Origin of the sequence: Criblamydia sequanensis CRIB-18, assembly GCF_000750955.1 — a bacterium.
Lineage (GTDB): Bacteria > Chlamydiota > Chlamydiia > Chlamydiales > Criblamydiaceae > Criblamydia > Criblamydia sequanensis.
Genome location: NZ_CCEJ010000013.1, coordinates 63091 through 85126 on the forward strand (window position 1 = coordinate 63091; position 22036 = coordinate 85126).

Consider the following 22036-nt stretch of genomic DNA (forward strand, 5'->3'; position numbering starts at 1 on the left):
AAAATTTTTTAATACTCTCTTAGAAAAAAACTTTCAATAATTTTATATACCGTATGATAGGTTGAGATAAAGGTCAGATTAAGAGGTTCCTTTGGAAAGCTTATTAAAAAATCTTTTTGAAAGCCTGGAAAACGAAACTTCTTTCTCGCTTACACCCAATTCTTTAATAACTGAACTTGCCTCAGGTTTCTTTATTGATTATGAGACACTTGCTGAGGAGTATAGGAAAGGGCTAAAAGTTCAAAATCTAGGGGGCTTTATTCCTGAATCCTTGTCCCGGGAAGAGAAATTAATCTATTTAACGCTTTCTCATTTAAGACAAAACAATAGCGCGATCATTTTTGAAAAAATACCTGATAAAAATTTTAAAAAACCTCTTGAAATCGGTTCAGGTCCTCTTCATACAACCGGAAGCTCTTTCTTAACCTCGCCTTTAAGCCAATCAAAGAGAAAAAACTTCCTATATCTTGAGATTAACCCTAAAATTATCTCTTCAATAAAGGGCCTGGTAAAAAATCCCCCTTTAATCGAAGGCGATCTTCTTAACCTTGAAGGGCTTTTTAAGGGAGAGGCTTTTACACTGATAGCAGGCTCCAATATTTTAGATACCCTTTCTAAACAAGATTTGGAAAAAGGGCTAAAAGAAGTCCATGCGGTTTTAAAAAATGAGGGCCTCTTAGTGCATTTGCTTAATTTAGAACCTTTTATTTATTCCATTATTCATACTTTCTCAAAAAATAAGACCTTATTCATTCCCAATCTTGGCTATCAAAATCGGGGTTTTGTCTTAGTTGAAGACCTAAAAGAGTTTGGATTCACTTCTCTTGAAATAGAGGTTCTACAATTTATTGAAGGGCTAAACCCTCTTGAAAAAGAACATTTTTTTAACGCTTCTTTAAAGCTTAATAATGGAAGGGCGCTATCAAAGCTTAGTGAAAAAATTCTAAAGAGACACCCTGAAGCCTTGCTCCCCTTTACCGAAATCTTTTCTGATTGGATAAAAAAAATCTCAAAAGAAATCGGCTTTAAGCTAATCGATGAGGGATGCGTCTCCTCAAGAAAAAAGCTAGACTTACCCGTCGATTCTTCCTATAAAGAGCAGCTCATCCATATTGGCCCGATGGGTAAAAAAATCACGAAAAATGAGAAGACCTCAATCCTTGAAGCCGAAACCTATTTTTTTATTCTAAAAAAATAACATAGGGATTTTTTCATTTATTTGTTAAAATAGTTCCTATCTTTTAATTTATTATAAATAACTATGCTTTGCATCCATACAGCTTTCCAATCTGAAGCAAACCCATTTATCAAAAAATGGCGTTTGAAAAAGCAAGAGAACCACCCTTTTCCGATATATACGAAAGATGAGATCGTTCTTGGCATCTCAGGCCCTGGAAAATTAAAGACAGCTTGTCTCATTACTTACATGGGAGCAATCTATAAGCCCCTTTCGTTTCTAAATTTCGGGATTGCCGGCCATCCAACTCTATCTCTTGGGGAAACTGTTTTTGGAGGCAAAATAACGGATGCGTCGTCCAAAAAAACTTTTTACCCTGTTCCTATAATACCGCATAAAATCAAGGTTGTTGAAATCACAACAGTTGAGAAGCCGGAGGAGAACTACCTCAAAGACACTTGCTATGACATGGAAGCGTTCGGTTTTTTTCATGCCGCGCAATTATTTACAACAGCTGAGTTCATTCATTCCCTAAAAGTAATCTCGGACAATAAGGACGCCTCTTTTAAGCATATAACCCCCTCTTTTGCAGAAGAGCTTATGGATAGCTCTAAAGAAAATCACATCTGTTACGCAGAATCTCTTTTAGCTAAATGTAAAGAGTATCAAGGGCAAATTACAGTTGGAAATTGTTTTATGCCGGAGAATTTTTCATTTACAGTCTCAGAAAAACTACAAATGAATGAGCTATTAAGACGCTATCAAGTGCTTTCGAAAAGCCCTTTAGATGCTGCTTTTTTTGAGGATTGTACGACAGCAAAAGAAACTCTAAACAAGCTTCGAAATAAACTTCAATCGCTTCCCATTTCCTTTTTATGAGGTTTTCTTAAACATGTTCAGCTTAATCTATGTAGAAGAAGAGATATGGGATCATCCGGAAACTCAGGCTATAAAAAGACGATTTTCTAAACTTCCCGTCATTAAATGCGAACGTTTTGGAGAAGTTTTTAATCGAAAAAATCAAAGTTTTAGACTGCAAAAAGAAAATCCCGCTCTCATCCTTGCCAAAAAACAAGGCAATCTAGTTCTTAAAGTGCCTGAAGGCCATGGCATTGGCGGGACTAACAACTATTACTTCTCTCACATGCTTAATTGTGTTTTTGATTGCAGGTACTGTTTTCTACAAGGCATGTACTCATCAGCCCACTATGTTTTATTTATCAACGCGGAAGACTTTAAAGAAGCGATTATAAAAACAGCAAAAGAAGTAGAGACCCCATACTTTTTCTCCGGCTATGATTGCGATAGCCTGGCCCTGGAAAATATAACCGGCTTTGTCAAAGGCATTCTTCCCGTTTTTAGAAAAATAGAGAACGCTTTTCTTGAGCTTAGAACAAAGAGTGTGCAGATCAAGTTTCTCCTAAGAGAAAAACCAATGCCAAATTGCATCACCGCCTTTACCCTATCTCCTGAACCCATCGCAAAAGCATTAGAGCATAAAGCCCCTTCATTTAAAGAAAGGCTAAAAGCATTAAAATACCTCCAAGAAGCCGGCTGGCCGATCGGTCTTAGATTTGACCCTTTAATATTTATGACCCGTTTTGAAGAATGCTACGGCCCCTTTTTTGAGGAAGTTTTTCAAACCTTGGATGAAAAAAGCATCCATTCCGTAACCCTTGGAACCTTTAGGTCCCCTTCCGTCCTTTTTAAAAGGATGGAAAAAATGTTCCCGGAAGAAAAATTGTTCGCTCAAGACCTTGAGGAAAAAAATGGACTTGTGACTTATAGAGAAGCTCCTTTAAAAGAAATCTATGAGTTTTCGCAAAGCAAAATATTAAAATATATTCCCGAATCGAAATTATTTACATCAATGACCTTTTAAAAGAGTACTCACTATGGATTGGAAAATTGGAGCATGTCTTATAAGCGGTGTAAGCAGCGGCATCGGAAAAGCCACCGCAGAAAAATTGCTTCTAGAAGGCGGACAAGTCCTTGGCTATTCAAGGAAAGCCCCTGAAATTTCCCATTCCAACTTTTCTTATTTCCCTTGTGATGTTTTAAATACGAAGGAGCTTGAAACTTTCCTAAAAAAAATCAAAAAAGAAAATATCACCTCTCTTGTCCTTAACTGCGGGATCGGTCTTTTTGGCCATCTAGAAGAGATGTCCATAAAAGAAGCTAAAGATTTATTTGAGGTGAACTTTTTCTCTCACATGTCAGCTGTTAAAGAACTTCTTCCCGAATTTAAAAAAAGGGGCAAAGGACATATCATTGCTATCGGATCGGAATCAGCTCTTGTTGCCAAAAGAAAGGGAAGCCTTTACTGCGCTTCGAAATTTGCTCTTAGAGGTTTTATAGAAGCTATGAGAGATGAGCTTGAATCAAGCGGGATAAAAGTCACAATGATTCATCCCGGAATGGTTGAAACACCTTTCTTTGATGATCTTTTTTTTAAGCCGGGAGAAGATGAAAGCGAACATTTAAAAGCAAAGGATGTGGCGGAAGCTGTCTTTTATGCGCTTTCTTCAAGACCTGGATGTGTGATTGAGAACATCGTCCTATCACCGCAGAAAAAGAAAGTGCTTTTTAAAAAGAACCAGTAACTAAATGCCGCTTTAACCCAATTTCTTCATAGCTTCATCTGTAAAAGTGTCAATGACCTCTTTAACAGATAGAATTGAGTGAATCGCCTCAACACTTTTGCCGGCTTGCCAATAATCCTTAGAAGAGCCGCCTTCCCTTGAAATCTTTTTAAAATCGCGAACGGCCGTAAGCCCATACCACATCCGCATCCATTTTTTGGTTAAGCGGTGCTGCAATAAAAATCGGGCAATAGGGCCTGCATGCAGTCCAATTTTTTGTACATAGGGCGTATTGATGACAGAAAGCGGGATGCCGGTCACTCTTTCTGTTAAAACAATATCTTTCTCCCCTGCTTTGACAATGGCTTCTTTATAAGCTTGCTTTTCACTGCACTCAAAAGTTGCAATAAAGCGTGTTCCCATCTGAATGCCGTCATAGCCTATTTCTAAAGCTTCGATAAACCCTTCCGGGCTTCCAATCCCGCCTGCTAAAATGATAGGAACGTTAAAAGGACTCAATTCGAGATAAAGCTCTTTGGGGCTTTTTTTGCCCGCATGACCGCCCGCCCTATTATTAACTGCAATTAATCCGTCTACCCCTTTTAAAAGCGCTTTTTCCGCCCATTTTTTTTCTGTCACATCATGAAAGACAAACCCGTTTTTTTCTTTAACTTTTTTTACGACTTTTTCCGGATTTCCAAGGGCAGTAATAAAAAATCTGCACCCTTCTTCTAGAGCAATATCTACGGTTTTAAGCATCCTTTCTTCATAAATTTTAGAAGAGCTTTCGACGATGATATTCATCCCCCAAGGCTTATTAGTTAAGTTTTTTATTTTCTTTAAGCCATCCTTAAGATCGTAGCCATGGACATACGTTAAGGATAATGGCTGAACAATCCCTATCCCGCCGGCTTCGCTTGCAGCCGCCACAAGCTCGGGGTTGCTGCAAGGGTACATGGCTCCGCAAATAATCGGTGTTTTTATTCCAAGAAGAGAGGTGAATTTCGTTTTTATTAAAGCAGCCATGAAAACCTTATTTTAAGAAAATCTTAAAACCCAAGTTGCAACTTGGGTCTAAAACTGATATAAGCTCAAAACTGCTATCTAAACAAGATTTTTATGCCAAAATTTAAAAACCCTTTTATAGAAGACACCAAAAAAACTCTTTGGCGCTTTTTGAAGTGGCGCTTTACAAGAAGAGAAAATAATAATGGCTTTGAAGAAATCCCTGCCGTAAAGATTGATCTTGAAGCTATTTATCACCCTATATATGAAAATCAAGTTCTTTGGATCGGACACTCGACACTCCTGATTCAATGCGAGGGGATCAATATTTTAACAGATCCTGTTTTTAGCAACCGCTGCTCACCTCTTGCTTTTGCCGGTCCTAAAAGACTTGTGAAGCCCGCCCTCTCGCTTAAGGAGCTCCCCAAAATTGACTATGTGCTCATCTCTCACAATCACTATGATCACCTGGATGAAAAAACCGTCAAATTTCTCGGGAATAATCCAAAATGGCTGATTCCTTTAGGGTTAAAAAAATGGTTTTTAAAAAGACACATCACAAATCTAGTTGAGCTTGATTGGTGGCAGTCTTATAAAACAAAAAGAATTGAATTTTTTTGTCTGCCTGCTCAGCATTGGTCTAAAAGGAGAATTAGAGACGATTTTAAAACCCTTTGGGCTTCATGGGCAATCTTTCGTAAGGATCATCGCTTCTGGTTTGCGGGAGATACCGGCTATAACCCTTATCAATTTAAAGAAATCGGACGGCGTCTTGGGCCCTTTGACTTTTCAGCCATCCCGATTGGGGGCTATCAGCCAAGATGGTTTATGAGAAAATATCATATTAATCCGGAAGAGGCTGTAAGGATTCACCTGGAAGTTCAATCCAAGCTGTCTCTCGGTATTCATTGGGGAACTTTTAAACTTACCGATGAGCCTATTTTAGAGCCGCCTCTTGAGCTTGAAAAAGCTAGAAAAAAATGGCACTTGCGTAAAAAAGATTTTGTAACGCTTCCTGTCGGTGAAATTCTAAAAATTTGAGGTTAGCTTTACAATTGTTTCGACATGCATGGTTTGAGGGAACATATCAAAGGGTTGAATGCCCTCCACCCTAAAGCCTCTCTCAATCAAATAGCTTAAGTCGCGAGCTAAAGTTGCGGGATCGCATGAGATATAAATTAAGTTTTTAGGTTTCATTTTGGCAAGGACTTCTAAAACAGCAGGCTCACAGCCCTTTCTCGGAGGATTTAAAAAAACGGTATCAAAGTAGCCTAATTTATGAATAAGGACTTCTGTTTTACCTGCGTAAAAAGAAACATTAGTAATGTTATTTTTTTTAGCATTCTTTTCAGCATCTAGCACTGCTTCTCTAACATATTCGACGCCCACCGCTTCTTTAACGTGAGAGGCGGATAGAAGACTTAATACCCCAACGCCAGAATAAGCATCCAAAAGTCTCTCATTCCCTTTTAAATCGGCCCATTCAATCGCTTTTTTGTAGAGATTTTCCGCTTGCTTTGGGTTGACTTGAAAAAAGGAAGCCGGGGACACCGAAAAGACTTTTCCTAAAATGATTTCATCAATTGAGCTTAGGCCTGCAAGAGTTGTAAAAGTTTTTCCAAGAATGACATTATCATCTCTTGAATTCAGATTTTCAATCACCCCTTTTATGGCAGGGTATTCTTGATGGAGAGCTTTGGCAAGGTTCTTTATTTCTTCAGTATTTGCTTTTGAAACGATAAAAACAACAAGTGCGGACTTTGTGGTAATAGCGCTTTTTATAAGAAGGTGTCTTAACACCCCTTTTCTGGTTTTAAAATCGTAAGGTTGAATGTTAAATTCCACCATCTTTTCTTGGATAGCTTTAAAGAGCGTCTCACCAAGCGCATTATGAATTAAACAAGCATCGACTGGAACCACATCATGTGAGTGCTTAGCATATAGGCCAAAGGCGATGGAGCCTTCATTTTTTACAGCCGGCAATTGAATTTTATTTCGATACCCTAAAGGGTCGGGAGAAGGGACGCAAGGGTGTACTTCAGGGTCTTTTATTTTAGCGATGCGCTTCATCGCTTCAAGAACCTTTTCTGTTTTTAACTTAAGCTGCGCCCTATAATCTAAATGCATGACCTGACAGCCGCCGCATCTATCAAAATAAGGACAGGGCGGTTTCACCCGATCGCTAGAAGGTTTTAGGATGTCGATAAGATTTGCTTTGGCATAGTTCTTCTTTTTTAAGTAAAGGTCTGCCGTCACAAGCTCTTCCGGAAGAGCGCCCTCTATAAAGACGGCAAGCCCTTCCTTATGGCCGACCCCCTCGCCTGTAGAAGAGAGGGATCGCACTTCAATTTGGGTGATGTCTTCCATTTAAACCGCTTTGATTACAGCGCCGATAACATCAAACCCTTGAGCATCATGAATCTCAACAAGATACCTCTTGCCGAATTTAGTGACTTTTCTGCCGTCATTGATGATCACTTGACCATCAATCTCAGGGCATTGTCCCTGGTGGCGTCCTACCATGAGCATATCCGTTTCCGGGTGATAGCCTTCGACAAACACTTCAATTTTCTTGCCGATGAGTCTCTTATTTTGTTTTTCAGAGGCTTTAATGAGAATTTTAGTGAGCTCTTTTTGTCTTTTTTCTTTTACTTCTTCTTCAATCTGATTGGGAAGATCGTAGGCGTAGCTTCCGGGTTCCCTTGAAAAAGTAAAGACGCCGACATTTTCCAGGGGATGTTCTTTAACGAAAGCCACAAGCTCTTTAAACTGCTCTTCGGTTTCTCCCGGAAACCCGACAATTAAACTTGTCCTAATGGCAATCTCCGGAATTTCTTTTCTAAGTTTCGTGATGATTCGGATAATATCTTCTTTGGAGGTTGCCCGATGCATAGATTTGAGCATGTCGTTGTTAATGTGCTGAATCGGCATATCAAGATAAGGACAAATTCTTGGCTCGCTCTTCATTAGCTCGATGAGCTCATCTGTGATTTCATCAGGATAAAGATAAAGCAAGCGGATCCAGAAATTCCCTTCTTCTTTTAAAAGCTCTTTTAAAAGGTCTAAGAGTCCCTCGCTTCTTTTAAAACCTTGGTCCTTACCGTAATCGCCAAGGTCTTGCGCGATCAAAATGACTTCTTCAACCCCGCCTTTAATAAGGGTTCTAAACTCTTTTAGGATTTGCTCTTTACTCTTACTTTTTAAAGGCCCCTTGATGGCCGGGATCACACAGTAGGCGCATCTTTTTCGACAGCCTTCCGCAATTTTCAAATAAGCAAAGTGTTTTGGCGTCGAGAGTTGACGAGGCACTTCTCCGGCTTCTAAATAACTTTTTAAAGGCGTGATTTCCTCGCCTTGACTTTCGCTTTCAACGGCCTTTAAAATCCCCTCTACATCCCCTGACCCTAGCATGTAATCCACCGAAGGAAAAGCTGCCTTTACTTCTTCACTATGCCTTTGGACCATGCAGCCGGTAACAATCACCTTAGCGCTTTTCTTTCTTGTGCTTAACGCCATATCGATGGTGGATAGGGATTCATCTCTTGAAGCTTGCAAAAAACCGCAAGTGTTGATGACAATGTAGTCGGATTTTTTTATGTTTTCCTCGGGCTCATACCCGGCCTTTAGAAGAATGCCAAGCATGACCTCGCTATCGACAAGATTCCTCGGGCACCCAAGGCTAATAAAATGCACTTTATTGCCGCGGATGTAAAAATTAGGTTTATTCCCTTTAGTATTTACAGCCTTTGGCTTCTCATTTTTTGGTTTTTCAGGTTCGGGGTTCTTCTTTTCCTTGTAGACAGGAAGCATAGGTCAAGCGCCTTTGTTAAACAATTATTTAAATTATAAAATCCAATTCAAAAAATTTTAACTTACTAAATGAATAAAATCCAGATTTTTTATCTGTCGACACAACTATATATAAAATAATTTTTTACTAATTATAAGAAGGTTATATAAATTTATACAAAGGGAAGACTTAAAGCCTGATTGAAAATAGGCGGATGGACTACGATTAGAATATGTATAGAGTTCAAAAATAATAAAAAGGTTTTATTATGGAGCAATCAACTAACCCAACCCAAACTTTTGATTCCCGATGTCATTTTTTCGAAGTAGAAAAACGAAGTTCCAACCCACTTCCTCCCCAAAATTTTAACCCCTCGATTCTCAATCGAATTGAAGGCTCAAAAGAAAAGGCATTGACTAAAGAAGCCTTGCCTTCTAAAAAATTGGGGGTCGATTTTAATAAAAAAACTATAAAGAAAGAGAGTGCATCAACTAAAGACGTCTCTCAAAAAGAGATGAGTCAAATTACGAAAGGTTTGCAAGAACTAGGATTATCAGGTGATTTTTCTATAGATGAGCTTTCCAAAGCTTTGGAAAACAACTCGCTTGATCAAAAGGAGGAGCATCTTTTAGCTTCCCGCGTCTCTAACTCTGAAGAGCCATTTTCTGCTTCAAAAATAGTTTTACAAGCCGAGAAGCTAATTAGGAGGCATAATAGAATTCTTCAACAAATCCATACTATTCAGGCTACAATCAAACAAAAACTTCAAAATAGCGAACGGGTCGATGCCTGTTTGGTATTTATGGCAATCAATTTAGCTTGTCAAAAGTGAAATATTAGCATCGGCATCTAAGATAGCTTGTTACTTGGCATTACCAATAAAAGGTTAGTAAATTAATCGAGTAAACTTATAATAATAAAAATTATAAAATTATTTTTTACCCTCCCTAAAAAAGATTTAATCAATTAATATTTCTCACTATTTATAAATTATGATTTTAATAAACTTAAGAATAGTTTTAAATGGTTTGTCAAATTTCGAAAAACTTAAACTATAAGAGATTTAAAAAATGAACCAAACTAATCCAAACCAAACTTTTAATGCCCGATGCCATTTTTATCCCATCATGCCTACCTCATCTATGCAACCGCAAACTCCAATTCGTACACCGACTAAGACCTATTCAAGGGCCTCACTCATCTCCCGAATTGAAGATGCTCAAAGAGCAGCAGGAACCCCTCCTACGCAAAAAAAACTGGGTGTAGATTTTAAAGAGAAATCCATTAAGAAAGGAACGTCCCCAAAAAAAGAAGTTTCTGAAAAAGAAATGAATCAAATTATAAGAGGCCTAAATAGTTTGGGTTTAGCAGACGCATCTTTACAAGATTTAAGGGACGCTACGGAAAGAACAAAAGTTCCAACGCAAACCAATCTTCCAAAAGCTGATTTAGAGAAAAAAAGAAGTCGAAATAAGCAGCTCCATATTCAAATGGCTTTGATTGACTACGCTCTCAGATCAAAAATTCCAGGAAAAGAGCTAGGGACGGGTCGTTTGTACCTTGGAGCTATTAGCTTGAATACGCCCAAACTTGGTAGTTAAGGTTAAGCTCAACAAGAACTTCGTCTTGGGCCATGACAAGCATGGCCAGACTTATTTCTAATAATTGTCCAAACTGCCTTGTATTTCAAAAGCATCTGTCCCCGTTTTCTCAAAAAATGCATTATTATCATCGCCTCGAAGAATCGTAGCTCCCGATCCGCAATCATAAAAGCCTCCTTCAATAGTTCTTGAAGAAATATTTAAATCGGAACCAACCTTAGCTCCAATTGGGATAGCGATCCTCGTTTGATAGCCTAGGAAGCCACCCGGGAATATTGGCATGGCCAGGATAGTAATAGTTATAAGATTGCCATCGCTCTCATGGGGAATGAAATACCCAAGATCATAATTTTTTTGTGCCGGGACATCGATCATGTTTTGAATAATATGTCCCTGATTAAGAATCTTAAGTGAGCCTTCAAAAGAATTTGTTACTCTCCAATAAATTTTTATTTTTTTGTCTTCCCTGTTCATAAAGGACAATCCTATTCTATTACCCGGGATCAAAGGCCTATCACGAGTGACCGCCTTTTCGGTATCTAAATCAAAGAACCTTAAAGCTAAAAGTAGTTTTTGGGGATACGCAGTCGTATTGGGTGCTATTGGACTTATAGGTGAGCTGTCATTTATTGGTTTTTCATCTGAAAGATTGGATATTTTTTGAGGCTCCTCTGAAGACTGATTGACATAAGAAGAAAGCTTTTGTATTTTTGGCGGCTTTGAATAAGAGGTTTTCTCTGATTGATTAGTATTTTCATCCCTTTTTCTTTTTTTTTCTGAAGAGTGAGCGCTTTTAGTCTTAGATTTTTTATTTTCCTTTTTTTCCAGCTTCTCATGAACTTCCTTTTCCCTTTTTCTTTTTCTAAAAAGGTCTTGGGGAGATAAGAAACTTTCCTCAAGTTGAGAAACAGTTTTTTCAACTTTAAGTTCTCCTAACTTTTTTTCTGCATTTCTTTCAACCCTCAACCTTAAATCTTTTAAGGTATAGTTTTGAGAAGTAATAAAAGAAAATTTCTTTTTTTTATGCGGCTCGATTAGTCTTGAGATCCCATCACTGCCTAAGCCTGCATAGGCTTGGATAGGGGTATCACTTCTACTGAAGACCACTAAAGCCACATGGGTTGATTTGGGAATTTCTTGTTCATCCAATATGTTTGTTTTATCATTTCGATCAAAAGCTCTAGCTAAATAGACTAAGGATTGATTGTCTTCTAAATGGTTCATAATTCCTCTAGTTTAAATGGCTGAAGACTATATATTCATGACAACATTTTAGTAAACATTTGCTCATCTTTTTTATGATATCGTATGAATGTTTGATTTATGAATTGAAAAAATCTTTAAGCGGGTTTAAATTTTCGGATAAGTTTTAAAAGAAGTAAAGCCAAGGATTGAAATGCATCATTCTGTAGAATTAAAAGATTGCACCCCTTTTTTTCCATCAACACCCCCTTCAACAAGCCCAATCAATACCTCTAAATCAGTCCAGGAAAAACCAACATTGTCACGAATTGAAACAACAAGAAGAGAAGCCATGAGCCTTGAAAAGGCTCCTAAAAAGAGGGGTCTTAATTTTAGTAAAAAAAGAATTACGAAAAAAGAATCTGGAAAAGAAGAAGTCTCAGAAGGAAAAATGGAACTTATTCTAGAGTCTTTGAAAAACATGAGACTTGAGGAGTCTCCCACAAATGATGAACGCTCGAACATTATTCCTTGTGCAACATCAGCATCATTATCTACGAATTCGAAAAGTTTGAAACAAGAGTTAATTATCTTTCTTGTGGAGCAAATGCTAGGAGAAAACTTTCCGCAAGTTAATCCGCCAACCCTATGTCTTCTATTTTTATCAATCGAAGGTAAGAACCCGTCTTTAAAAAAGTAGCTTAAAAAAGCTTTTAAGCCCATTTATTGACTTCTTTAAATAAGGTACAATACTTATGTTCAAGCCCCTTTTGATGTTTCTTCTCCTATCTTTTTTTCCGCTCTACTCCCAATATAAAGTGATAATCGATACCGACCCCGGCATTGATGATGCGGTAGCCATCCTCTTAGCTTTCCAATCCCCTGAAATTGAAGTGATCGGCCTCACAAGTACTTTTGGCAATCATGATATTGATGTCACGACAAAAAACTGCCAAATTTTACTTGAGCTTGCAGAAAAAAAAATCCCCATTGCCAAAGGCTTTAAAGGCCCTCTTGTTATTCCCAAAAGACCGAATCCCGATTTTGTCCATGGCCGTGATGGGCTCGGGAACCTTTTTTTAGAGCCCAATCAAAAAGAAGGTAACTATGAGGATGCGGACTCTTTTATTATTCGCTCTATTTTGGAAAATCCTAAGGAAATAACTTTTATCGGGCTTGGGCCTTTAACAAATTTGGCTTCTGCTCTTCTTAAAGAGCCAAAAATAGCCTCTCTTGTTAAAGAAGTAATTGTGTTTGCCGGTGCCATTTACTATCCCGGCAATTGCAACCCCCTTGCTGAAGCAAACGTTTGGAGCGATCCCCACGCTGCCGATATTGTTTTTTCATCGGGCCTTCCTCTAACTACTATTTGTTTAAACGCTTCTAAAAAGCCCCAATTGACTAAACAAATTTTAAATGAGATAGAAAGAGCGAATCCAAAAATCGGTGTCTTTCTCAATCAAATCAATCAATTTTACATCGATTTTTACCTCTCGCAAAACCCTTCTTTAGAGGGGGCAAACATTCACGACTCTTTGACGATTGCCTATCTTTTAAATAAGGATCTATTCAGTTGGGTGGAAGGGCCTATTTGTGTGGTTAAGGAGGGAATTGCTGAAGGGGCTACTCTTATGGACACAAGCTCGAGCAACGAATTTTCGCCTTGGAATGAACGTCCAAAAGTGAGAGCTTGCATCGATTGCAAGGAAAAAGAAGTCGTAGCGTTAATGGTTGAGAGGTTAAGTTCTACCTCGTGAAAGTCCAATTAAGAGGCGTTTCATTTTCATAAGGCATAAAGCCATGAAACACTCTTGGATCCTCATCAAAAACTAAAGGCAAAAAAAACTTGTCCCCTTCCCACATCGGCAAGCTATTTAAGTCTTTAATAGCTATCCATTCCAAAGGTCCTTCCGGAGAATGGGAATTGACTTCCCCATCATAGCTTGTGATGATAAAAATAAAGCCGAGCCAATCTTCCAATTTCGGGCCAAACCCTGTCCAATTAATGGTTCCTCTTAAAGTGACATCCAAAGCTCTAATACCTGCTTCTTCATAAATCTCTCGCCTTAACGCGGTTTCTACATCTTCACCTCGTTCCATTTTTCCACCGAGTCCATTAAACTTACCCCTATGGTAGTCATGTTCTCTTGCGGTTCTATGGACCATAAGAACTTTATTTCGATCTTTTGACAAGACATAACCCAAAGTCCCAACAATAGGAGTGTATGGCATTCATTCACCTTTGCATCAATTTTTTTACGAATTTTTGAAAGAAGTTTAAACACAACTTGGGTTTTAATCAAAAAAAAGTTTCTTTAAAACGCATTCTCGTTTTAAAAGAGATATTTGATTTTATAAGGAACTCCTAAAAAAATGAATTTTAAAAATTGTTTTTACAATTTATGCGCGGCTGTTTGTTTCTTTCAAGTATTGCCTCTCTACTCTAATGGCGTATTAACTTGGGATGAGGCTGTTTCCGAGATGCTTTCTAATTCCCCAAGGGTTAGAAAAGAAAGCAGCGCCGTTTGCCGAATGAGAAGTTTAAAGACGCAAAGCAGCTACATCCCAAACCCTATTTTTGCCTATAGCGTTGAAAATGTTTTTGGATCGCACCACTGGGCCGGATGGGACTCTGCTGAGTCTCGCTATGAGCTTGAGCAAGCCTTTGAACTTGGCGGTAAAAGAAATTTAAGAATGGCGATCGCGCATTCTCTTTACCTTGCTGAAAAAGCCGATCTGGAGTCATTAACTTTAGCTCTTTTAAACGAGCTGCATGACCTTTTTGTGCAAAACAAAGCCGCTGAGGAGAAATTTTCTTTAAGTTTAGAAATAGAAGCGCTTGCAATTGAGTATAGCCAAGCTATCAATGAAAAGATCGCTCATGGCAAAGGGTCTTGTATAGAAAAAAATAAAGCTGAGATGGCTTTAACTCACGCTCGAATTAAAAAAGAAAAAGCCCTTTTAAACCTTAAAAGAATCCGTGATAAACTTTCTCGAACAATCGGGGTTTGTTTGGATTCTTTTGATTCTGTCGATTATCCTTTCTATGACCTGTTTCCATTTTCAACCTACTGCGACTACGCTTCAAAAATCGATTACCACCCCGAAATTGCAGCCGCAAACTTACGCTTTTTAGCAGCTTGGCAGCAAATCAAGCTTGAAAAAGCTTTTGCGGTTCCCGACTTGACTTTGCTTGTCGGCTATAAAACTAACCGGGAATGCAATGACAAGGGAATGATTTTGGGGGCCGCTTTTCCAATCCCTATTTTCAACCAAAACCAAGGCAATATTTCAAGGGCTAGGTGCGAGTATAGTGAAGCCGACGCTTTTCGAGAGGATCTAAAGCTCTTTTTAGAAAAAAGACTCGCTGATCATCTCTATGAAGGAGAAAGTGCATTGAATGAGGCGCTTTGCATACAGGAAAGCCTTTTAAAAGAAGCTTCTGAATCATATGAGTGCACTGTGGCCGGTTTTCAAAACGGGAAATTTGACGGTTTGCAAGTACTTGATGCTAAAAGCATTTATTTGGAAATTAAAGAAAAATACCTTGACGCCCTCTTGGAGTACCATCTTAAAGTTGGCGATATCGAATATTTAACCAGTAAGGAAGAGTGTCTCCCATGAAATTTTTTTATTTTATTTTCGGTTTTATAGTCGGAGGTCTTTTTCTTCTTTCCACCCACTCCATATGGAACGATCGATTTTCTTTAAAAGGCAATCCTTCCGATAATGAACTTTTAGCCCATAATGACCATGAGGAAGAAGAACACATTCACTTAAGTCCCGAAGAGACCTTTAAACTTGGAGTCACCTTTGAAAAGGCGGAGCCTCAGTATCTTGGCAAAGCCATTGTCACAAGGGGAAAGGTGATCCTTCCCGGAAATCATTTAGCGCATATTGTCCCTTCCATTACAGGGATAGCCGTCGGGGCTTTAAAAAATATTGGCGATCCGGTCTATGAGGGCGAGGTCATCGCGATTATTGAAAGTCAAGAGATGGCAGAACTTAAAGCTGAGTTTCTTGCCAAATTAAAAAAGGAAGAGCTGACCTACACTTCGTTAGTTCGTGAAAGAAATCTATTTGATAAGCAAATTGTCTCTGAAAATGAGTATTTGAATGCGTTGCTTAATTACGAAGAAGCTAAGATCCAAAGAGAGCTTGCGCTTCAAAAATTAAAAGCTTATAACGTGACAGATGAAGAAATCGCTTATTTTAGCCAAGAATCAAACCCCAATTTAAGACGCTTTGAAATAAGATCACCTATGAATGGCACGATCATTCATCGGCATATCACCCTCGGCGAATTCCTTGAGAGCACCTCTTCCATTTATGAAATTGCAAATCTTAATCTTCTTTGGATTGAAACCACTTTTTCTCTTAATGATCTAAATCACATAAAAATCGGCGAAGAAGCAGACGTCTATTTTCCCTACCAAAAAGAGGCCCATAAAGCCCAAGTAATACGAGTAAGTCCCGTTCTGGAAGAAGAGAACTTATCAGCGGTAGCAATCTTAGCGCTTTCAAATGAAAACGAGTCGGTAAAGGTGGGTACTTTTGGAAAAGTGGTTTTTCAAGAAGAAAAATTTCAGGTACCGCTTGCGGTTTCCTGCAGCGCCATTCAAACCATCGATGGGAAGCCTTGTCTCTTTATAAAAAACGAAGAAGCGCTTCTTGAAAAAAAAGTGATTCAGACGGGAAGATCCGATGAAAATTATGTAGAGATTTTAAGCGGCATTGAAGCCGGCGCTGACATTGCCACCGGAAATACTTTTATTTTAAAAGCGGAACTTGGAAAACATGAAGCGGAGCATGAACACTAATGATTGAAAAAATATTACGCTTCTCCATCTATAACCCGTTCATTGTTTTTTTATTCACTCTCATCTTATCAGGTTATGGGGTCTATTCCTTTATCAGATTGCCGATTGATGCGGTTCCGGATATTACAAGCAATCAAATTCAAATCAATACCCTTCTTCCCGGGTTTTCGCCTCAACAAACAGAAAAAATGATCACTTATGTCATTGAAAATGCGCTTGGCGGAATTCCGGGTCTTATTGAAACAAGATCCATTTCAAGAAACGCTTTTTCTCAAGTCACCGCTATTTTTACCGATGACACGAACATCTATTTTGCAAGACAGCAAATTAATGAACGCCTAAATGAAATCAAAGAAGATCTCCCTCTTGGAGCAGAACCCAAAATGGGTCCTATTTCAACAGGCCTTGGCGAAGTGTATATGTGGAGCGTGGAATACAAGCACCCAAAAGGTGAGGGAGCAGAAATAAAAAATGGAGCTTCCGGTTGGCAAGCCGACGGCACCTATAAAACGCCCGATGGTGAAACCTTAGCTTCTGATTTTGAGTTAAGCTCCTATCTAAGAACTGTTCAAGACTGGATCATCAAGCCTCAGCTAAAAAATATCACTGGCCTTGCCGGTGTTGATTCTATCGGCGGTTTTGTTGAACAATATGAAGTCGAGCCGGATTTTGATAAGCTCATCGCCTTAAATTTAAGTTTTCAGGATATTATCGATGGCCTTGAAAAGAACAACATCAGCCGCGGCCCCGGCTACTTTGAAAGAAATGGAGAAGCTTTTCTTATAAGGGCAGATCAGCGTATTAACTCCTTTGACCAAATAAAAAACACAGTTGTCCGAACTAAAAAAGGGATTTCTGTCAAAATCAATGAAATTGCGGATGTCAAATTCGGCAAGGAAATGAGAACCGGCAGCGCCACTAAAAATGGGGAAGAGACCGTCATCGGAACCGCTATGATGCTTATTGGAGCAAACTCAAGAACGGTTTCACAAGATGTCGATGAAAGGCTTTTAGAAATTAATAAATCCCTTCCTGAGGACATTATAGCCACTCCCTTGCTTAACCGAACAAAGCTTGTAAATGCTACCATTTCTACCGTCTTCAAAAATTTGGCTGAAGGAGCGTTTTTAGTCATTGCCGTCCTCTTTTTATTCTTAAAACAGTTTCGGGCAAGTTTAATCACAGCTCTTGTAATCCCCTTATCCATGCTTATGGCAGCTATTGGAATGGTAAAATCAGGCATAAGCGGAAATCTTATGAGCCTTGGAGCCATCGATTTCGGACTCATTGTCGATGGCGCTGTCATTATTGCCGAAAACTGTCTAAGAAGAATACAGGGCAAACAAGAAGAGCTTGGAAAAACGCTTTCAAAGTCGGAACGTTTGGAAGAAATATTTGAAGCAAGCAAGGAAATGGTAAGACCGTCCGTTTTTGGACAAGCCATTATCTTAATTGTTTACATTCCCCTTCTCACGTTAACCGGAGTTGAAGGAAAAATGTTTCATCCGATGGCAGCCACTGTCATTTTTGCGCTCATTGCCGCTTTTTGCCTTTCCATCACTTTTGTGCCAGCCATGCTTGGCGTCCTTATGCAAGGACACATCCGAAAAGGCAAAAATAGGGTGATGGGTTTTATAAAATCGATTTATAAAAAACTCTTAGAAAAGGCTTTAAAAGAGCCTGAAGTTTCTATCATCAGCGGCTTATCGCTTTTTGCAATTTCAATCGGCATCTTTTGGAATTTGGGCCAAGAATTTGTGCCGACCCTTGATGAGCAAGACATCGCGATGCATGCCATTCGAATACCAAGCACTTCCTTGACTCAATCCACTCACATGCAAAAAGAGGTTGAAAAAACAATTTCTGGACTTCCTGAAGTAGCTTATGTTTTTTCCAAAACAGGGACGGCTGAAATGGCCTCTGACCCTATGCCTCCTTGCGTTTCAGACACCTTCATTATCTTGCACCCAAGAAATGAGTGGCCAAATGCCTACTTACCGAAAAATGACTTGATTGCGAAGATTGAAAATGCAGTTCAAGCTCATCCCGGGAATAACTATGAGTTTACCCAGCCCATACAAATGCGCTTTAATGAGCTGATATCCGGTGTTAAAAGCGACTTTGCCGTCAAAATTTATGGGGATGACGTCGAGGTCATGCAAGAGGCGGCAAACGAAATCGGCACTCTATTAGACACGATCCCAGGCTCGGAGGATGTCAAAGTCTCGCAAAGCGAAGGCTTGCCTTTGCTTGATATAAAACTTATTCCCGAGTACTCAAACCGCTTAGGGATTCATGCAAGCGATGTGCTTGATGTTTTATCTATCGCTGCAGGCGGGGGAAAAGCCGGGCAAATTTTTAAGGGCGATCGCCGTTTTGATATTCTTGTTAGAGCCAAGGAATCTAACCGTAATGACCTCCATTCCTTTAAAAACTTACCCATACCCATTATGGATGACCATGGGGATATGGTGTCTTCAGTACCCTTAAAGGAAATTGCAGAGCTTGAGTTTGTTGAAGGCTTAAATGAAGTGCAAAGGGAAAACGGCAAACGTTTTGTCACGGTGGAAGCAAACATTAGAAACCGCGATCTTGGTTCTTTTGTCCATGAATCTTTAAAAACGATTCAAGAGAAAATTCAATTACCTCAAGGCACCTGGATTCAGTTTGGCGGTCAATTTGTCAATTTTATATCGGCAAAAGAAAAGCTAAAGCTTGTTTTGCCAATCCTTATAGGTTTTATTTTAGTATTGCTTTATATGGCGCTGCATTCCTTTAGAGATGCTTTAATGGTTTTTAGCGGGGTTCCTTTGGCTTTAACGGGGGGTATTTTTGCCTTATGGCTTAGGGATATGCCTTTTTCGATTTCATCAGCGGTTGGGCTTATTGCCCTTTCAGGTATTGCTGTTTTAAATGGACTTGTCTTAATTAGCTCAATTGAAGCGCTCTATAAGAAAACGAATAACTTGGAAGAGTCCATTATTCAAGGCGCCGCTTTAAGGTTAAGACCTGTCTTAATGACAGCTTTTGTGGCCTCCCTTGGTTTTTTACCTATGGCGTTGGCTGCAACCACAGGCGCTGAAGTTCAAAAGCCTATAGCCACTGTGGTCATTGGAGGCCTTATAAGCTCAACCCTCTTGACCCTTTTTATCTTACCTTCTCTATATAAACGATTTGCAAAACAATAAAGGATAATTCTTTACTTAGCTTAAAAAACGAATTAACGTGTAATTAACATTTTTAACGGGAGCCCTAAAATGAAAGCGGTTGTGGTCGAAAAATTTGGAGAAAGCGTTCAGGTCAAAGATCAACCTCTTCCTGAGCCAAAAGATCATGAGGTCCAAATTCATATCGCTTACTCAGGGGTTAATCCGGTAGATTGGAAAATTCAAGAAGGTTACTTTAAAGAGCGCATGCCTCATGAGTTTCCTATTATTTTAGGTTGGGATGCGGCCGGAGTCGTCACACAAACAGGCTATGGGGTTCATCACTTTAAAAAGGGCGACGAAGTTTATGCTTATTGCCGCGAGCCCGTTATTAAAAAAGGCACTTTTGCAGAATATGTTTCAGTAAATGAAAATTTTTTAGCGTTAAAGCCTAAAAATATTAGCTTTGCTGAAGCGGCATCCATTCCTTTAGCCGGACTCACTGCTTGGCAATCTCTTTTTGATTATGCGAAATTACAAAAAGGGCAAACCGTCTTAATTCATGCTGGTGCCGGCGGGGTTGGCAGTTTTGCTATTCAACTTGCTAAAATCAAAGGAGCCATCGTCTATACCACAGCGAGCGTTAACAACCACCCTTACGTCAAAAAGCTTGGAGCCGATTTTGCCCTTGACTATCATCAAGAAGATTTTGTTCGAGCCTTCAAAATGAAATTACCGGATGGTTTTGATGTCGTTTTTGATTGCGTTGGCGGAGAGACTTTTAGAAAGAGCTTTGCTCTTGTTAAAAAAGGGGGCTGTCTTGTTTCTATCTGCAATTTTAATGCTGAAAGCCTTGGCCAGCAATATGGGGTTAGAAGCGGCCATGTTTTTGTCTCTCCTAATGGCAGACAGCTTCGTGAAATTTCAGCTCTTATAGAAAGCGGCCAATTAAAGCCGCCTCACATCGAGGAATTTACTTTAGCTCACGCAAAACAAGCGCTTGAAAAAATTAGAACGGGACACACCCAAGGCAAAATCGTTTTAAAGGTAACTTGATCTCTGATTTTTTTTGCAATTTTACTAATTTTACTCTAGGGATGAAAATTGCGTAGGAACCGGGCCATAGACTTGTCCAAACTCGGAGGCGGTTTCTGTCAAATTTGCAAGAAAATCAGTTTTTTTAAAAAAATCCATGACAGTTTCTTGAGATGGAGAGCTAAGCCACCATGGGGTCACATGTTCTCCTCCGGGATTCATGGATAATTTTATTATTTTTTGCGATTCCGATTCCGATAAAGAGGCGCTATCAATCATTAATTCAGGGTGGTGGGGCAAAACAAGCTCATCTCCCCCTCCATAAATTCCCGGTACATTAATATGAATTAGCTTATTCCCCCGGTTGGCTCTGATGTCATCGGCTGTATTATACCCGCTAAAAATGGCTCTAACAAACCCTTCAATGATATAATTTAACTTAATGATATAAGGCGCCCAAGCCTCAAGACTGTTTGGTGCCGCATTTCCAAGTTGAGAAACTTTTTCAACATACTTCGAAGAAGCTTCTAGGGTCGTTGGGTCTTTTCTAACTATGGCAAACATTTTTGAAAAGGCTTCTTGTATCTTAAATTGATCTTTCCCGATAGGGATTCCGCCAGCTTTAAATAAGTTCCTTTCGAGGTCAGAAAGATCTTCTTTGGCAGCTTCTAAATCGTCAATACATTCATATATTTCGCTTCTATTATCGGCTTGTTTTAATTTCTGAATTTTATCCTCTAAGTCTGCTATTTTTTTCATTCTGTCTTTTATGGACTCTATTATCTCATCAGTTGTGTCTGTTTTTTCCTTCAGCGCTCTGATTTCATCCCCCTTTAATATAAGTAACTTCAGTATGCCACTTGACTCATCACTAAAAGGATCATCTATGGCTACCCTTTTTTTGTATAATTCATCATACTCTTTATTTAAGGTTGAATATCTCTCCGAATTGGTTCCGATAATTTGTCTAATTGACCCTTCTAAATCCAAAAATTCTTGAACCTTCGGCTTTAGGGACTCTACTTCTTTTCTATTTTTACCCCTCTCAATTAATTCGGAAGTCGTTGATTTCATTATCTTCATCGCCATTTCATGAAAATTGGCTAAATTTTGATCCATGATTATGTTTATTTGGGGATGTTCTTTTCCAAGCCATCCGGTTGGAGCCGCTCCAAAGCATTGTCCTTTGGCTATAATGTCTTCATCACTTAGTTTTTTTACTTCGTGTAAGTAGAGGTAAGCTGATTCAATAGACGCGTTCAAATTTGTATTATCGGCAAGACCTGTGCTGAGTCCTTTGCCTGGATTATTATAGGCAAGGACATTGATGCCTTCTAAGGCATATGTAAACATTTCTTCTAAATTCTGTTCATAAATATCAGTTTGATTCTGAGTAAGCAGGATGGCTTTTTTGGTGGGTTCTAAGGGTTTCGCTTCAGCAATTTGCAAAGTCATTTGAGGATCTTTGAATCTATTTGGCAAAAAAAACATTTCAGTTTGGGGAACATCCGTTCTTCTTACAAGAAACTTTGTATCTCCAATAGTGACGAACCCCCAACCTGTTCCTGAAAGATACTTTAAAAGATCCAAATCCTTATGTTTTTCAAAATCATCAACTTTAAACTCTATGGCTGGAATTTCTTGTTTAAGGTTAAGAAAATTATTTTCCGGCTTGCCCTCGCCATCTATTTTAAAACC

At 39.0% G+C, this 22036-nt stretch carries 18 protein-coding genes and 1 pseudogene; 13 read left to right on the forward strand and 6 right to left on the reverse strand.

What is annotated here, in order from left to right; translation table 11 throughout:
- Nucleotides 1-91 precede the first annotated feature (91 nt).
- The 4 genes from CSEC_RS11775 to CSEC_RS11790 all read left to right on the forward strand — a co-directional run bounded on the left by CSEC_RS11775 (nt 92) and on the right by CSEC_RS11790 (nt 3780).
- Nucleotides 92-1198: a class I SAM-dependent methyltransferase gene (locus tag CSEC_RS11775; protein ID WP_041018685.1), complete on the forward strand. Its 1107-nt coding sequence runs from the start codon at nt 92-94 to the stop codon at nt 1196-1198.
- 63 nt (nt 1199-1261) lie between these two features.
- Nucleotides 1262-2056 (forward strand): hypothetical protein, encoded by a 795-nt coding sequence (locus CSEC_RS11780; protein ID WP_041018686.1) that lies wholly within the window; start codon nt 1262-1264, stop codon nt 2054-2056.
- A 13-nt stretch (nt 2057-2069) separates the two neighbouring features.
- Nucleotides 2070-3059: an SPL family radical SAM protein gene (locus CSEC_RS11785; protein ID WP_041018687.1), complete on the forward strand. Its 990-nt coding sequence runs from the start codon at nt 2070-2072 to the stop codon at nt 3057-3059.
- 13 nt (nt 3060-3072) lie between these two features.
- Nucleotides 3073-3780, forward strand: a complete 708-nt coding sequence (locus tag CSEC_RS11790) for an SDR family oxidoreductase (RefSeq protein WP_041018688.1) — start codon at nt 3073-3075, stop codon at nt 3778-3780.
- Nucleotides 3781-3792: 12 nt separating this feature from the next.
- Here CSEC_RS11790 and CSEC_RS11795 read toward each other — a convergent pair whose 3' ends face one another.
- Nucleotides 3793-4785, reverse strand: a complete 993-nt coding sequence (locus tag CSEC_RS11795) for an NAD(P)H-dependent flavin oxidoreductase (RefSeq protein WP_041018689.1) — start codon at nt 4783-4785, stop codon at nt 3793-3795.
- A gap of 93 nt (nt 4786-4878) precedes the next feature.
- Between CSEC_RS11795 and CSEC_RS11800 the strand changes: the two genes are divergently transcribed.
- Nucleotides 4879-5805 (forward strand): MBL fold metallo-hydrolase, encoded by a 927-nt coding sequence (locus CSEC_RS11800; RefSeq protein WP_053332043.1) that lies wholly within the window; start codon nt 4879-4881, stop codon nt 5803-5805.
- On the opposite strand, the gene rlmD is transcribed toward CSEC_RS11800, so the two are convergent.
- Nucleotides 5794-7131, reverse strand: coding sequence for a 23S rRNA (uracil(1939)-C(5))-methyltransferase RlmD (gene rlmD / locus CSEC_RS11805; RefSeq protein ID WP_041018690.1), 1338 nt, complete (start codon nt 7129-7131; stop codon nt 5794-5796). The two genes, CSEC_RS11800 and rlmD, sit on opposite strands and share 12 nt — an antisense overlap.
- Nucleotides 7132-8574: a 30S ribosomal protein S12 methylthiotransferase RimO gene (gene rimO, locus CSEC_RS11810; RefSeq protein WP_079978064.1), complete on the reverse strand. Its 1443-nt coding sequence runs from the start codon at nt 8572-8574 to the stop codon at nt 7132-7134.
- Nucleotides 8575-8822: 248 nt separating this feature from the next.
- Here rimO and CSEC_RS11815 point away from each other — a divergent pair, with 248 nt between their 5' ends.
- Together CSEC_RS11815 and CSEC_RS11820 are read left to right on the forward strand one after the other, a co-directional pair.
- Complete coding sequence (locus CSEC_RS11815) at nt 8823-9386, forward strand: hypothetical protein (protein WP_041018691.1); 564 nt, start codon at nt 8823-8825, stop codon at nt 9384-9386.
- Nucleotides 9387-9624: 238 nt separating this feature from the next.
- Nucleotides 9625-10155, forward strand: a complete 531-nt coding sequence (locus tag CSEC_RS11820; RefSeq protein WP_041018692.1) for a hypothetical protein — start codon at nt 9625-9627, stop codon at nt 10153-10155.
- Nucleotides 10156-10212: 57 nt separating this feature from the next.
- Here the strand turns inward: CSEC_RS11820 and CSEC_RS11825 are convergent, their stop codons facing one another.
- Nucleotides 10213-11379: a hypothetical protein gene (locus CSEC_RS11825; protein ID WP_041018693.1), complete on the reverse strand. Its 1167-nt coding sequence runs from the start codon at nt 11377-11379 to the stop codon at nt 10213-10215.
- A 172-nt stretch (nt 11380-11551) separates the two neighbouring features.
- Here CSEC_RS11825 and CSEC_RS13200 point away from each other — a divergent pair, with 172 nt between their 5' ends.
- Nucleotides 11552-12037: a hypothetical protein gene (locus CSEC_RS13200; RefSeq protein ID WP_154017706.1), complete on the forward strand. Its 486-nt coding sequence runs from the start codon at nt 11552-11554 to the stop codon at nt 12035-12037.
- A gap of 55 nt (nt 12038-12092) precedes the next feature.
- Nucleotides 12093-13094: a nucleoside hydrolase gene (locus tag CSEC_RS11835; RefSeq protein ID WP_053332044.1), complete on the forward strand. Its 1002-nt coding sequence runs from the start codon at nt 12093-12095 to the stop codon at nt 13092-13094.
- On the opposite strand, the gene CSEC_RS11840 is transcribed toward CSEC_RS11835, so the two are convergent.
- Nucleotides 13084-13569: an NUDIX hydrolase gene (locus CSEC_RS11840; protein WP_041018695.1), complete on the reverse strand. Its 486-nt coding sequence runs from the start codon at nt 13567-13569 to the stop codon at nt 13084-13086. The genes CSEC_RS11835 and CSEC_RS11840 overlap by 11 nt on opposite strands.
- 141 nt (nt 13570-13710) lie before the next feature.
- On the opposite strand from CSEC_RS11840, the gene CSEC_RS11845 reads away from it, so the two are divergent.
- From CSEC_RS11845 to CSEC_RS11860, 4 genes are all read left to right on the forward strand, one after another.
- Nucleotides 13711-14961 (forward strand): TolC family protein, encoded by a 1251-nt coding sequence (locus CSEC_RS11845; protein ID WP_041018696.1) that lies wholly within the window; start codon nt 13711-13713, stop codon nt 14959-14961.
- Nucleotides 14958-16157 carry an efflux RND transporter periplasmic adaptor subunit gene (locus tag CSEC_RS11850; protein ID WP_053332045.1) on the forward strand — a complete coding sequence of 400 codons (1200 nt, stop codon included), beginning with the start codon at nt 14958-14960 and terminating at the stop codon, nt 16155-16157. The genes CSEC_RS11845 and CSEC_RS11850 overlap by 4 nt, the downstream gene beginning before the upstream one ends.
- Entirely contained in the window at nt 16157-19345 is a 3189-nt protein-coding gene (locus CSEC_RS11855) for an efflux RND transporter permease subunit (protein ID WP_041018697.1), read from the forward strand. The genes CSEC_RS11850 and CSEC_RS11855 overlap by 1 nt, the downstream gene beginning before the upstream one ends.
- A 69-nt stretch (nt 19346-19414) precedes the next feature.
- Complete coding sequence (locus CSEC_RS11860; RefSeq protein WP_041018698.1) at nt 19415-20359, forward strand: NADP-dependent oxidoreductase; 945 nt, start codon at nt 19415-19417, stop codon at nt 20357-20359.
- Between the two features lie 30 nt (nt 20360-20389).
- On the opposite strand, the pseudogene CSEC_RS13260 reads toward CSEC_RS11860, so the two are convergent.
- A pseudogene (locus CSEC_RS13260) lies at nt 20390-22036 on the reverse strand (hypothetical protein); the annotation flags it as partial.